General features: G+C 47.1%; 10 protein-coding genes and 1 tRNA gene. 9 read left to right on the top strand and 2 right to left on the bottom strand.

The features are described 5' to 3' along the window. Positions 1-5: 5 nt before the first annotated feature. Entirely contained in the window at positions 6-1,352 is a 1,347-nt protein-coding gene (locus tag JO375_RS04060) for a GH1 family beta-glucosidase (protein ID WP_229523248.1), read from the top strand. 108 nt (positions 1,353-1,460) lie between these two features. Here JO375_RS04060 and JO375_RS04065 read toward each other — a convergent pair whose 3' ends face one another. Together JO375_RS04065 and JO375_RS04070 are read right to left on the bottom strand one after the other, a co-directional pair. Continuing rightward, positions 1,461-2,225 (bottom strand): exodeoxyribonuclease III, encoded by a 765-nt coding sequence (locus JO375_RS04065; protein ID WP_229523249.1) that lies wholly within the window; start codon positions 2,223-2,225, stop codon positions 1,461-1,463. A gap of 312 nt (positions 2,226-2,537) precedes the next feature. After that, positions 2,538-2,611: transfer RNA gene (locus JO375_RS04070), tRNA-Arg, on the bottom strand. Between the two features lie 235 nt (positions 2,612-2,846). On the opposite strand from JO375_RS04070, the gene JO375_RS04075 reads away from it, so the two are divergent. The 8 genes from JO375_RS04075 to yihA all read left to right on the top strand — a co-directional run bounded on the left by JO375_RS04075 (position 2,847) and on the right by yihA (position 13,715). Further along, the gene (locus JO375_RS04075) at positions 2,847-3,782 is read left to right on the top strand and encodes a hypothetical protein (protein WP_229523250.1); all 936 of its coding nucleotides are present in this window, start codon (positions 2,847-2,849) and stop codon (positions 3,780-3,782) included. 143 nt (positions 3,783-3,925) lie between these two features. Next, positions 3,926-5,233 (top strand): trigger factor, encoded by a 1,308-nt coding sequence (tig, locus tag JO375_RS04080; RefSeq protein ID WP_229523251.1) that lies wholly within the window; start codon positions 3,926-3,928, stop codon positions 5,231-5,233. 410 nt (positions 5,234-5,643) lie between these two features. Further along, a complete protein-coding gene (clpP, locus tag JO375_RS04085) occupies positions 5,644-6,234 on the top strand; it encodes an ATP-dependent Clp endopeptidase proteolytic subunit ClpP (protein WP_007431724.1) in 591 nt (196 codons plus the stop codon). Positions 6,235-6,246: 12 nt separating this feature from the next. Next, on the top strand, positions 6,247-7,503 hold the full coding sequence (gene clpX, locus JO375_RS04090; RefSeq protein WP_229523252.1) for an ATP-dependent protease ATP-binding subunit ClpX: 1,257 nt from the start codon (positions 6,247-6,249) through the stop codon (positions 7,501-7,503). A 109-nt stretch (positions 7,504-7,612) separates the two neighbouring features. Continuing rightward, the gene (gene ispG / locus JO375_RS04095) at positions 7,613-8,731 is read left to right on the top strand and encodes a flavodoxin-dependent (E)-4-hydroxy-3-methylbut-2-enyl-diphosphate synthase (protein WP_229523253.1); all 1,119 of its coding nucleotides are present in this window, start codon (positions 7,613-7,615) and stop codon (positions 8,729-8,731) included. A 179-nt stretch (positions 8,732-8,910) separates the two neighbouring features. Then, positions 8,911-10,638, top strand: coding sequence for an ATP-dependent protease LonB (gene lonB, locus JO375_RS04100; RefSeq protein ID WP_229523254.1), 1,728 nt, complete (start codon positions 8,911-8,913; stop codon positions 10,636-10,638). A 110-nt stretch (positions 10,639-10,748) separates the two neighbouring features. Then, the gene (gene lon / locus JO375_RS04105) at positions 10,749-13,085 is read left to right on the top strand and encodes an endopeptidase La (protein WP_229523255.1); all 2,337 of its coding nucleotides are present in this window, start codon (positions 10,749-10,751) and stop codon (positions 13,083-13,085) included. An 18-nt stretch (positions 13,086-13,103) separates the two neighbouring features. Further along, the gene (gene yihA / locus JO375_RS04110) at positions 13,104-13,715 is read left to right on the top strand and encodes a ribosome biogenesis GTP-binding protein YihA/YsxC (RefSeq protein WP_229523256.1); all 612 of its coding nucleotides are present in this window, start codon (positions 13,104-13,106) and stop codon (positions 13,713-13,715) included. Positions 13,716-14,219 lie beyond the last annotated feature (504 nt).

The raw sequence follows: 14,219 nt of genomic DNA on the forward strand, positions 1-14,219 counted from the left end.
CGAATATGAGTGATACTGCCTTTTTATTTCCCGCTGGGTTTATGTGGGGAACCTCAACCTCTTCTTATCAAATAGAAGGTGGTGTGGCAGAAGGAGGGAGAACGCCATCCATTTGGGATACGTTCTGCCAAGAACCAGGGAAGGTGAACGGCGGTGACTGCGGAGATGCAGCTTGTGACCATTTTCACCGCTATAAGGAAGATGTGCTGCTCATGAAGCAGCTTGGCTTTATACATTACCGTTTTTCCGTGGCCTGGCCGCGCGTTATTCCCGCACCGGGCGTGATTAACGAGCAAGGATTGCTCTTCTATGAACGTCTGCTGGATGAAATTGAGGCCGCCGGACTAATTCCGATGCTGACGCTGTATCATTGGGATTTGCCGCAGTGGATCGAGAATGAGGGCGGCTGGACGCAGCGTGATATTGTTCAGCATTTTAAAACATATGCCTCTGTATTGATGGATCGCTTCGGACAGCGTATAAACTGGTGGAATACAATAAATGAGCCTTATTGCGCTTCCATTTTGGGTTATGGCACAGGGGAGCATGCCCCTGGTCATCAGAACTGGAGGGAAGCCTTTATCGCTGCCCATCACATTTTGTTGTGTCATGGTACAGCTATTCATTTACACAAGGAAAAGGGACTAACGGGTAACATTGGTCTTACACTGAACATGGAGCATGTGGACGCAGCTTCTGAACGGCCTGAGGACGTAGTTGCTGCTGCCCGGCGGGATGGCTTTATTAATCGCTGGTTTGCCGAGCCGCTATTTAACGGAAAATATCCGGAGGATATGGTTGAATGGTATGGGGAATACCTGAACGGACTGGATTTTGTACGACCCGGAGATATGGAGCTGATTCAGCAGCCGGGGGATTTTTTGGGCATTAACTATTATGCCCGCAGTGTCATTCGAGCCACGACAGATGATTCGCTGCTGCAGATGGAGCAGGTTCGAATCGAGAAGCCGGTAACGGATATGGGGTGGGAAATTCATCCCGAATCCTTTTATAAACTGCTGACCCGGATTGAGAAGGATTTTACCAAGGGCTTACCTATTCTGATTACGGAAAACGGAGCAGCGATGAAGGACGAACTGGTGAATGGGGAGATTGAAGACACCGGGCGCCAGCGTTACATTGAGGAGCATTTAAAGGCATGTCACCGCTTTATCGGGGAGGGAGGACGACTTGAGGGCTATTTTGTCTGGTCTTTCCTTGATAACTTTGAATGGGCCTGGGGCTATAGCAAACGTTTCGGTATTGTACATGTCAACTACAAAACACAGGAACGTACCCCAAAACAAAGTGCGCTGTGGTTCAAGCAGGTGATGGCGAATAACGGGTTTTAAACAGGGAGGGGGAATCCTATTTATCATGATCATGTATGCCGTCATGCTGTAACAACCGGGCATGACGGCTTTTTTCAGTCTTTATAAGTCTTTGTGTCAGGGGGGGAGCTATGCTGAAATGTTCTGTATTTCCAGTATAACAGGGCAATGGTCGCTGCCCATAATATCGCAATCTATGCCTGCATCTATTAATAGCGGGCGAAGTCTGTCCGAGACGAGGAAGTAGTCGATCCGCCAGCCGATGTTCCGTTCTCTCACCTTCGGCATGTAGGACCACCAGGAATAAACATCCGTCCGGTCAGGATAAAAGTATCTGAAAGTGTCCGTAAATCCGGCGGCGAGCAGCTGCGACATTCGCTCCCGTTCCTCAGGCGTAAATCCGGCATTGCCATGGTTGGCTTTTGCATTTTTTAAATCAATCTCCTGATGAGCCACGTTTAAGTCCCCGCAAACAATGACAGGCTTTATTATATCCAGTTGTTGCAAATAGTGACGGAAACGGTCTTCCCATTCCAGTCTGTATGGCAATCGGGACAAATCCCGTTTGGTATTCGGAGTATATACATTAACCAGATAAAATGTCTCGAATTCCAGCGTAATCGTTCTGCCTTCAGGCTCCTTGTTCTCTTCAAGGCCATAATGCACAGAAAGCGGCTTGATTCTGGTGAAGATCGCCGTGCCGGAATATCCTTTTTTCTCGGCATAATTCCAGTACTGAGTGTATTCCTCCATATTGTCCATGGAAATTTGCCCCTCTTGCAACTTGGTTTCCTGAACACAAAAAATATCGGCACCCGTCTCTTTTATATAAGCATAAAATCCTTTGTTCACACAGGCTCTCAAGCCATTAACATTCCAAGATATTAATTTCATTGTTGATCTCCTTATTACTCATCACGTTCGAGGGGGATGATAAATATATTCTCTGTTGAGGTAAGCTTATTAAATGAAATGTTTATTTAGGCAACATGATAGATGATAGCAATCTCTGTGTTTTTTTTAAAGAGCAGTTGCCGGAAACCCGCGTCTCCGCATATAAAAGACTGCCTCCTGCAAGCGCTAAACCAGCAGTGTGAAAATAGCTTTTCTACATTAAAATAGGTGTAGGAATGAAAAAAACTTCCTAAGAATAGGAAGTTTTGTCTACGAAAAAAAGCTTCCCACATAATGGTAGGAAGCTTGTGACGTCCCAGGAGGGATTCGAACCCCCGACCGACGGCTTAGAAGGCCGTTGCTCTATCCAGCTGAGCTACTGGGACATAAAATCAAGGCGAATATTAATATATCACATGGGCTCGAAGGATTCAAGTATTATTTCCTGAATTATTTGGTTGTTTTGAATTTATGCAGTATAAGTTCAAAGTATACGCAGTTTTTTTTGCCTTATAAAAGGGTATGTTAGAATACAGGTGAATATGTGGAAGACGAGTGGTTGGACTTCGGCTGCTGTTTCTCTTATAATCTACAAATACTTTAGCTTACGGAGGAGAGGGGGTGCCTTTAATAAAGGACTCCAAGGTGACAACAAAAGAAAATAATATTGTATTGTTTCCGAAGACACTGGACTATTATCAAATTCAACTTACTGTGATGCTTGAGAACGAACGTTACGGAGATGCGATGGCGATGCTGCGCTTTTTAATTCGGTGTCAGGGACAGGAGCAGAAACAATACGATGAATGGAATGCTCTATTACAGTGGCTGGAAGCTGCATTCCCACAGTATGTTGACAGCGGGTCAGTAACGGGCGATGTGGAAGAAGACGAGGTTGGTGAAGTTGAGTTGGCTCGCCGCCATGCACGCTTTAAGCAGGAGCAGGATGCCGGCTATGGGAGCAAGTTGCTGCAGATGGCTATGGAAGGACCGCTATCTGAACAGACAATTTTAGCGCTTGAGCAGTTGTCCTATCTGGAGCTGCCGGAAATCGACGATGCTCTACTTCGCTGGATAAAGGAACGGGAAATCCATCCTCTCCTCCAGTTCCGTATTTTGCAGACATTGCGGCGACGTGGAATGGAAGGGACGATTCAAATCAGGCGGGGGGACGAAAAAGCAGAGATCGATATTGAAACCGTTCCGCTTCAGCCGGGTGAATTTCCTGAACCGATTACGCGTATTTTGGAACGGGTAGCTGATCAGACCGAGGTGCATGAGCCTACGCTTTTCTATTTTGCACAGGAGCTGTGGTCGCAGTTTGTAATGGCTGTGTACGGTACGAATGATTACAGATCGATGCTGGCGGAAGAGGACGGAATGCTGGATATATGGGCGGCAGCCCTTCATCAGACGGTTTCGGAAAGTTTGAAAGGAAGCCATAATGAGGAAGAAACACGTGCTATATACGGTATCACAGATGCGTTGCGCTTTCGTTTTGAGCAGGCGTATCGGTCGATGCGACTATTTGTCGCTGCGGGTATGAATACTCCTTAGTGGCCGGAAACGTTTACCTGCAATGCATCCAAAGGGCTGCTCTTGAAAAAGACAGTAATGTTAGATATACTATAATGGTTATTTTGTGTGCGTTGATTTTAATGAAAACTAAGTGAAGATTTTGTTGGAGGGGAAAGCATAAAATGAAAGCAACTTGGGAGAAAATAGAGAAGAACCTCGGGGTTCTTGAAGTTGAGGTTGACGCGGATCGTGTAGCCGCTGCACTCGACAAAGCTTTTAATAAAGTAGTAAAACAAGTAAGCGTACCAGGATTCCGTAAAGGCAAAGTACCACGCCCTATTTTTGAAAAACGCTACGGTATTGAAAGTCTGTATCAGGATGCAATTGACTTCTTGCTGCCAGAAGCTTACGGCCAAGCCGTAGAGCAAACAGACATCTTTCCGGTTGACAGCCCGGATGTTGAAATTGAACAATTTGCCAAAGGCGAAGCCTTTAAATTCAAAGCAAAAGTTACAGTTAAACCAGAAGTAACTTTGGGCGAGTACAAAGGCGTAGAAGTGCCTGCAAGCAAAATTGAAGTAAGCGACGAAGAATTGACTCAAGAGCTGGAGCGTCTGCAACAACGCCATGCTGAATTGGTTGTCGTTGATGAAGATGCAGCTCAATCCGGCGACACCGCTATCATCGATTTCGATGGTTCCGTTGACGGCGTACAGTTCGAAGGCGGACAAGCTGAGAAGTATTCTCTGGAGCTGGGCTCCAACACGTTCATTCCAGGCTTTGAAGACCAAGTGATTGGTCTGCACACTGGCGATTCCAAGGACGTTGAAGTAACGTTCCCTGAGAACTACCATTCTGCTGACCTGGCTGGCAAACAAGCTGTATTTAAAGTGAAGGTTCATGAGCTGAAACGCAAAGTTCTTCCTGAACTGGACGATGAATTTGCTAAAGATGTAAGTGAATTTGACACACTGGCTGAATTCAAGGAAGATTTGAAGAAGCAATTGCTGGAGCGGAAGGAAAATGAAGCTAAAGCAGCCCGTGAGGGTGCTGTAGTGGAGAAGGTTGCTGAGAACGCAACAATCGACATTCCTGAAGCTATGGTCAAGAGCGAAGTGCAAAACATGGTTCGCGATTTCGACAACCGTCTGCGCAGCCAAGGCATGAACCTTGAAATGTTCCTCGGCTTCTCCGGTCAAAGCAAGGAAGACCTGGAAGGGCAAATGAAAGCTGATGCCGAGAAGCGCGTACGTAACAACCTCGTGCTGGAGCAAGTGGCCAAAGCAGAAAATATCGAAGTTTCTGAAGCGGAAATCAGTGAAGAACTGCAAAACATGGCAGATGCTTACAAACGTTCTGTTGAAGAAATCCGCAGCATTCTGGAAAGCAACGGCTCGTTAGCAAACCTGAAAGAAGAAATTTCGCTGCGCAAAACGATTGCTTTGCTGGTTGAAAACAGCAAAGAAGTTGAAGCGCCAGCTGCTGAGTAATTTAGGTGAAAAATATACGGGGTATGCTGTAACAGGCTACAACGTAGTAATTAGATATAGATAAGGCACGTAGTGAAAGTTACGTGTCTTATTTTTACCTAAGACCACCCAATTTCTGGTCGTTTCAGGAAGGCGCTGTGAGTGGTGTTTTCTTGTTTTACATAAGCCCGTACAGTATATTTGCACATACATACGAAACATGGTTAAATATGAGAAGGTCTCGACAGAGTTTATTGCAAACAGCTGCATGGCTAGATGAGCAGATGCTTATATGACACGAGACTTTGAACATGTTAAAATATTTTGTAAGGTGTTCCCCGTTTCATGCTCGCTGCTTTCCTTTTAATAGGAATTAAGGAAGCGGATGAATACAGGTGTTCATTTTAATTAAGGAAAAGAGGTTGGTCGTGATGAGTCTCGTCCCTATGGTTGTGGAACAAACGAATCGAGGAGAACGATCTTACGATATTTACTCGCGCTTGCTTAAGGATCGCATCATTTTCTTAAGTGGCCCGATTGATGACGATGTCGCCAATCTCGTCATTGCACAGTTACTGTTCCTTGCTGCGGAAGATCCGGAGAAGGATATTAATTTGTACATTAACTCGCCTGGTGGTTCTGTAACTGCAGGCATGGGTATATATGATACAATGCAATTTATTAAGCCGGACGTATCAACGATCTGTGTAGGCATGGCTGCAAGTATGGGCTCTTTGCTGCTCACAGCGGGTGCACCGGGCAAGAGATATGCGCTTACCAATAGTGAAGTTATGATCCATCAGCCGCTCGGCGGTATTCAGGGCCAAGCCTCTGATATGCTGATTCATGCCGACTGGATTATTAAAACACGTGCCAAGCTGAATCAAATCTATGTAGAGCGTACAGGTCAGCCCCTCGAGAAAATCGAACGTGATACTGACCGGGATTTCTTCATGGAAGCGGAAGAGGCAAAAGCATACGGTATCATTGACCAGGTGCTGTCTAAACCGATTAATCTGTAAAGGGGTGGCTCTATGTTTAAATTTAATGATGAAAAAGGACAATTGAAATGTTCTTTCTGCGGCAAATCTCAAGATCAGGTCCGCAAGCTTGTTGCCGGACCGGGTGTGTATATATGTGACGAGTGCATCGAGCTGTGCACGGAAATTGTAGAAGAGGAATTGGGTCATGAGGAAGAAATAGACCTGAAAGACATTCCAAAACCGATGCAAATCCGCGAAATCTTGGACCAATATGTAATTGGTCAGGATCAAGCGAAAAAGTCGTTGTCCGTAGCGGTTTATAACCATTACAAACGTATTAATACGCAAAATAAAATTGATGATGTAGAGCTGCAAAAAAGTAACATTCTGATGCTTGGACCTACAGGTTCAGGTAAAACGTTGCTTGCGCAAACCATGGCTAAAATTTTGAACGTTCCTTTTGCAATCGCAGACGCCACTTCCCTCACGGAAGCCGGATATGTGGGTGAAGACGTTGAAAACATTTTGCTGAAATTGATTCAAGCTGCCGATTATGATGTGGAAAAAGCTGAGCGCGGCATCATATATATTGACGAAATTGATAAAGTAGCCCGTAAATCCGAAAACCCGTCCATTACACGTGATGTATCAGGTGAAGGTGTACAACAGGCGCTGCTTAAAATTTTGGAAGGCACGGTTGCTTCTGTACCTCCTCAAGGCGGTCGCAAGCATCCGCATCAAGAGTTTATTCAAATTGATACTACCAATATCCTGTTTATTTGCGGTGGCGCCTTTGATGGTCTGGAGCAAATGATCAAACGTCGTATCGGTAAAAAGGTCATCGGCTTTAATGCCACGAGTGAACAAAAGGACCTGAAGCCAGGCGAATATACTTCCATGGTATTGCCTGAGGATCTTTTGAAATTCGGGTTGATTCCGGAATTTGTTGGGCGTTTGCCAGTCATTTCTACGCTGGAGCCGCTTGATGAGAAAACATTGGTTCGCATTTTGTCTGAACCGAAAAATGCGTTAACCAAGCAATACCAGAAGTTGCTGGAACTGGATAATGTGCAACTGGAGTTTAAGCAGGATGCTCTGGAAGCCATTGCTCGTGAGGCGATCAAGCGTAACACGGGTGCCCGTGGTCTTCGTGCGATCATCGAAGGGATTATGCTCGACGTCATGTATGAAGTTCCTTCCCGCGAGGATGTGACGACTTGCGTTATTAACGAACAGGTAGTAAAAGACAAAATCGCACCGGAACTCGGTGGTACAGATAAGGATAAAAAACAAGAAGAGAGCGCCTAAGGATTGATACTTCGCGATCTCTACAACATGAGAACCCGAATCTCCACTTCATTAAACCGCATGAGGTTTTAAGGGGTGGAGGTTTGGTGTTAATGGGAGAGAAAAGTACATGTTCTTACGACAAGACACACGTCCCGTTAAAGTCGGGAATCTGACAATTGGCGGCAGCAATGAAGTCATCATCCAAAGTATGTGTACAACCAAAACAGCAGATGTGGAAGCGACTGTAGCCGAAATTCTCCGTTTGGAGGAAGCCGGATGTCAAATCGTGCGGGTTACTGTCAACAATGAGGAAGCGGCCGCGGCTATTAAGGAAATTAAAAAACGGATTCATATTCCGCTTGTAGCGGATATTCATTTTAATTACAAGCTGGCGCTACTGGCGATTGAAAATGGAATTGACAAGGTACGTATTAATCCAGGCAATATTGGACGACGTGAAAAAGTGGAAGCTGTGGTTAAAGCGTGTAAGGAAAAAGGGGTACCGATTCGGATCGGTGTCAATGCCGGATCACTGGAGCAGCATTTGCTGGATAAGTACGGTTATCCTACGCCAGAAGCAATGGTAGAAAGTGCGCTGTACCATATCAGTATTCTGGAGGAGCTTGATTTTCACGATATTATCGTGTCTCTGAAAGCGTCCGACGTTCCGATGGCGATTGCCGCTTATATGAAAGCAGCAGAGATTATCAAGTATCCACTCCATCTGGGCATCACCGAAGCGGGTACGCTCTTCACCGGAACGGTTAAAAGTGCGGCGGGGATGGGGGCCTTGCTGTCGGCAGGCATTGGTTCCACAATGCGTATTTCACTCAGTGCCGATCCGGTGGAAGAAGTGAAGGTTGCACGCGAACTGCTCAAAACGTTTGGACTGATCACCAACGCGGCTACATTAATTTCCTGTCCGACCTGTGGCCGTCTGGACATTGATCTGTTCTCTATTGCCAACGAGGTAGAGGACTATATTGCAAAGCTCAAGGTTCCGATTAAAGTATCCGTACTGGGCTGCGCAGTCAATGGTCCGGGTGAAGCGAAGGAAGCGGATATCGGCATTGCCGGAGCACGCGGAGAAGGGTTGTTGTTCCGTTATGGTCAAATGATCCGTAAAGTCCCCGAGGCTGATATGGTTGATGAGTTGAAAAAAGAAATTGATGCCATCGTCAAAGCTTATGAAGAGACAGGCAAAATCCCTGGGCGCGAGGAACGTCATACAGCCGAAAAGGTGTAGAGCCATGATCTTATCGCCGTGGAGAATCGTTCTGCTACAGAATGGTTCTTCACGGTGTTTTTGCATTTTCCCTCTGATCTTTTGAAAGACCGCCGTTTAGCTATCGCGGAAAAGGAAATACTGTCTTTCATAGAGCAGCACTTTTCTAAATTGCTGAGATGAGAAACGGAGGGTATACAATGGACTTGACTATGATTTTGTTGTTGGTACAAATGTTTTTCGGGATTGTCATCGGTCTGTATTTCTGGAATCTCCTGCGGGGCCAGAAAACGAATCGTAGTGCGGTGGACCGGGAGTCCCGGAAAGAGCTGGATAAGCTGCGCAAACTGCGTTCCATTTCACTTACCAAGCCTTTGGCTGAACGCACCCGGCCGGCGACATTACAGGATATCGTCGGTCAGAAGGACGGACTGCGTGCGCTCAAGGCGGCGCTCTGTAGTGCGAATCCGCAGCACGTAATTATTTATGGTCCGCCGGGGGTAGGAAAGACGGCCGCTGCACGCGTCGTACTGGAAGAGGCAAAAAAAAATCTGTCCTCTCCATTCAAAGCCGATGCAAAATTTACGGAGATTGACGCCACGACAGCACGGTTTGATGAGCGTGGTATTGCGGACCCGTTAATAGGCTCGGTGCATGATCCCATTTATCAAGGGGCGGGAGCTATGGGGGTGGCAGGTATTCCGCAGCCTAAGCCTGGAGCTGTAACAAAGGCGCATGGAGGTGTGCTGTTCATTGATGAGATTGGCGAGCTGCACCCGACGCAGATGAATAAGCTGTTGAAAGTACTGGAGGACCGCAAGGTATTTTTGGAGAGCGCATATTACAATTCAGAAGATACGCATACTCCTGCCTACATTCACGATATTTTTCAAAATGGTTTGCCAGCTGACTTTCGTTTGGTAGGTGCGACGACCCGTTCACCACATGAGCTGCCGCCCGCCATCCGTTCCCGGTGTATGGAAATATATTTCCGTGCCCTTCAGCCACAGGAGATTGCTCGCATTGCTGAGGATGCTGTCCAGAAGCTGGGCTTTGAACCTTGTCCCGAGGCGGTCGAAGTCATACAGCGTTATGCTACGAACGGCCGGGAGGCAGTCAATATGATCCAGCTTGCTGCCGGGCTGGCACTTACCGAGAAACGGGAGATTCTCAACGCTTCCGATGTGGAATGGGTAGCGGGAAGCAGTCAAATCCAGCCGCGCCCTGACCGAAAAGTACCGGGTTTGCCGCAAATCGGATTTGTTAACGGATTAGCCGTATACGGACCGAATATGGGGATGCTGCTGGAAATTGAGGTTACGGCAGTTCCCGTACCCGAAGGAACCGGAACCTATAATATTACAGGGGTAGTGGACGAGGAGGAAATCGGAGGAGGCTCCCGTACGCTGCGACGTAAGAGTATGGCTAAAGGTTCTGTGGAAAATGTATTGACTGTATTGCGAACACTCGGATTGTCTCCGTCGAATTACGATTTGCATATCAATTTTCCAGGGGGAACACCTGTGGATGGCCCGTCGGCAGGGATCGCGATGGCGACAGCTATTGCATCCGCCATGAGGGAAATTCCGGTGGATCACGAAATTGCAATGACCGGCGAGGTTAGCATCCACGGCCGTGTCAAACCGATTGGCGGCGTATTGGCCAAGGTCGAGGCGGCTTTTCAGGCAGGAGCCAAAAAAGTGATCATTCCCCAGGAAAACTGGCAAGTTCTTTTTGCCAATATTGAGGGCTTGCAAGTGATCCCCGTACAGTCGATTACCGAAGTGTTCCGTCACGTGTTCGGGGAAGAAATGACGTCAGATTTACCTGTGCATACGCCAATTGAGGTCTTTCGGCCATCCCAATCTTCCTTGCTGCAGGCGGATGGCACACTTAATGGTGCAATTTCTGAAACAGGATCTTGCTAATTAATGACCCTTTCATTGGTTTTTTCATTTAACATTTGATAAAATATGAAGATAACAACGTGAGGATTGTAAAAATCCGGAACCTGAGAATCACTGGAGGTGCGAAAGCGATGGGACCCGCCAAGACAAAAGGTCGTCGTTTTCCTTTGTTGCCCTTAAGAGGACTTCTGGTCTACCCGAGCATGGTTCTGCATCTCGATGTGGGCCGAGAAAAATCAGTTAAGGCTTTGGAAAAAGCGATGGTTGAAGACAATTTGATTCTCCTGTGTTCTCAATCAGAAGTCAATATTGAAGAACCTGCACAAGAGGATATTTTTCGAATCGGTACCGTAGCCAAGGTGCGCCAGATGCTCAAGCTTCCTAACGGAACGATACGAGTACTGGTAGAAGGGCTGGAACGTGCCGAGATTATTCAATATATGGACAACGAAGAATATTACGAGGTACTGGCCAAGGAGCTGCATGAGGCCGAAAGCGTACAGCCTGAGACGGATGCGCTGATGCGCACCGTATTGACCCAGTTCGAGCATTATATCAATTTGTCCAAGAAGGTAACACCCGAGACGCTCGCTGCGGTGTCTGATATTGAGGAGCCCGGACGGCTGGCAGACGTCATCACAAGCCATCTGACGCTCAAAATTAAAGAAAAGCAGGATATCCTGGAGACCATCGATGTCTCTGAGCGTCTGGAGAAGCTTCTGGATATTTTGAATAACGAGCGTGAGGTACTGGAGCTGGAGCGTAAAATCAACCAGCGTGTGAAGAAGCAGATGGAAAAGACGCAGAAGGAATATTATCTGCGTGAGCAAATGAAGGCGATTCAGAAGGAGCTTGGCGAGAAGGAAGGTCGTGCAGGAGAGGTTGAAGAGCTGCGCAACCAGCTGAGTGAGCTGGAGCTGCCTGCTCCAGTCAAGGAGAAGGTCGAAAAGGAAATCGATCGTCTGGAGAAAATGCCTGCAAGCTCTGCCGAGGGGGGCGTCATCCGCAATTACGTCGATTGGCTGTTAAGCTTGCCATGGAATACGTTTACCGATGACGACCTGGATATTGCCAAGGCCGAAGAGATACTGAACCATGACCACTACGGACTGGATAAACCCAAAGAGCGAGTACTGGAATATTTGGCTGTGCGCAAGCTGGTGAAGACCATTAAGGGACCGATTCTGTGTCTCGTAGGCCCGCCAGGGGTCGGCAAGACCTCGCTGGCTCGTTCCATTGCCAAATCCATGGGGCGTGAATTTGTCCGCATTTCCCTCGGCGGTGTGCGGGATGAAGCTGAAATACGTGGCCATCGCCGGACTTACGTTGGCGCGATGCCGGGGCGTATTATTCAGGGAATGAAGACGGCAGGGACGTCTAATCCGGTCTTTTTGCTGGATGAAATTGATAAAATGGCGTCCGATTTTAGGGGGGACCCTTCAGCGGCATTGCTGGAAGTACTTGATCCCGAGCAAAACAATACGTTCAGCGACCATTTTGTCGAGCTGCCATTTGATCTGTCCAACGTAATGTTTGTGACGACTGCAAATGCTGCGCACAATATCCCGCGTCCACTGATGGATCGCATGGAGACACTTTATATTCCCGGTTACACCGAACTGGAGAAGCTGGAGATTGCCAATCGGTACCTGTTGCCCAAACAGAAGAGAGAGCATGGCTTGGAAGAGGATCAGTTGGTCATGGGGGAGGATACGCTGCTGCGTGTCATTCGTGAATACACCCGTGAATCTGGTGTGCGTAATCTGGAGCAGCAATTGGCTTCCCTGTGCCGCAAGGCTGCGAAGACAGTGGTATCCGGTGGGGAAGGGCCGATTCAAATTACACCGGATAATCTGAAAGATTATTTGGGCATTGCCAAATTCCGTTATGGTGTAGCGGAACTGGAGGATCAGATTGGCACGGTTACAGGTCTGGCATGGACAGAGGTTGGCGGCGAAACGCTAATGATCGAAGTGACGGTTGTGCCCGGTACCGGTAAACTGATTCTTACAGGTAAGCTTGGTGATGTGATGAAGGAATCCGCACAGGCCGCATTCAGCTATACTCGCTCCAAAGCGGTCGATTTGGGGATTGAGCCGGACTTTTATGAGAAAAATGATATCCACATTCATATTCCTGAGGGAGCCATTCCGAAGGATGGGCCATCTGCGGGAATCACCATTGCGACAGCATTGATTTCCGCCTTGACTAATCGTCATGTATCCAAGGATGTGGCGATGACGGGGGAAATCACCCTTCGTGGTCGCGTGCTGCCGATCGGTGGACTGAAAGAAAAGTCGCTGGCGGCTCACCGGGCGGGCTACAAAAAAATTCTGCTTCCGAAAGATAACGAACGGGATTTGAAGGATATTCCCGACAGTATCCGGCAGGATGTTGAATTTGTCCCCGTTGCCCATATGGATCAGGTGCTAAAGCATGCTTTGGTTGAACAGGCAAGGGTACATTAGAGAGGAATTAAGAACACAATGAAAGTAACAAAAGCAGAATTTATTATTAGTGCGGTCGGCCCAAAGCAGTTTCCTGTGGACGCTTTGCCAGAGATAGCTCTGGCAGGGCGTTCCAATGTGGGAAAGTCTTCGCTGATCAACCGGATGATAAACCGTAAAAATTTAGCGCGTACCAGTTCTACGCCCGGGAAAACACAACAGCTCAATTACTACCGGATTAATGATGATCTCTATTTTGTCGATTTTCCCGGTTACGGTTACGCTAAAGTATCCAAAACGTCCCGCCAAGCTTGGGGGCAGATGATTGAGTCTTATTTGCTGGAACGGGAGCAGCTCAAACTGGTGCTTCAAATGGTTGATTTGCGCCATCCTCCGTCCAAGGATGACATTATGATGTATGATTGGCTGCGTCATCACGGACTTCCGGTATGCGTTGTAGGTACCAAAGCAGATAAAATCCCGAAAACACGGCGTGAAAAACATTATAAGGTAATTAAGCAGGAACTCGGAATACTTCCCGGTGCATTGTTTATCCCCTTTTCATCCGAAGAAGGCATGGGCAAGGAAGAACTGTGGTCTGTCATTTCTAGCTATATAGGGAATGAGAACGAAGGCCAGGCTGAAGTGTAAGTGCAGGGCGCCCTTTGAGGGCGTCCTTTTTCGTAATGTGCTATAATCATCAATTCGTTGCTGGATCAGTGAAATCTGGCTCAAACGTTCTCCGAGCTGGAACAGATTGACCAGCAGCTTCGGATGAGCTGCTCCAGGTTGTTTGCATTGGAAGCCTGATCGGATTGGACATACTGGAATGAATCGTTATGCAGAGCAGTCCTTTTATTACTGGAAGGGGCTTTTTTATGCCAAAAAAATGATTGCATTTGCTCTGTATAGATGTTATTTTTAATCTCGTTGAAATACAAAGAAGCTGATTTGTGGTTTGGGAGAGCTTTAGGTAGAATCACCGGAGAGTAGGCGTATCGAGTTAGTGTAATGTGTCTCTTATTAGAGCCATTTGCATGTCCTATATCGTAACCATGGAATTTTCCATGGTTATTTGTTTTAAAAGTAGTCTACACTAAATGAGTCATACAGAGCGTGACCGTCTTTGAAATCTATCCAATTTTCATAAACAAT

Source organism: Paenibacillus farraposensis (genome assembly GCF_020736845.1).
GTDB classification, from domain to species: domain Bacteria; phylum Bacillota; class Bacilli; order Paenibacillales; family Paenibacillaceae; genus Paenibacillus; species Paenibacillus farraposensis.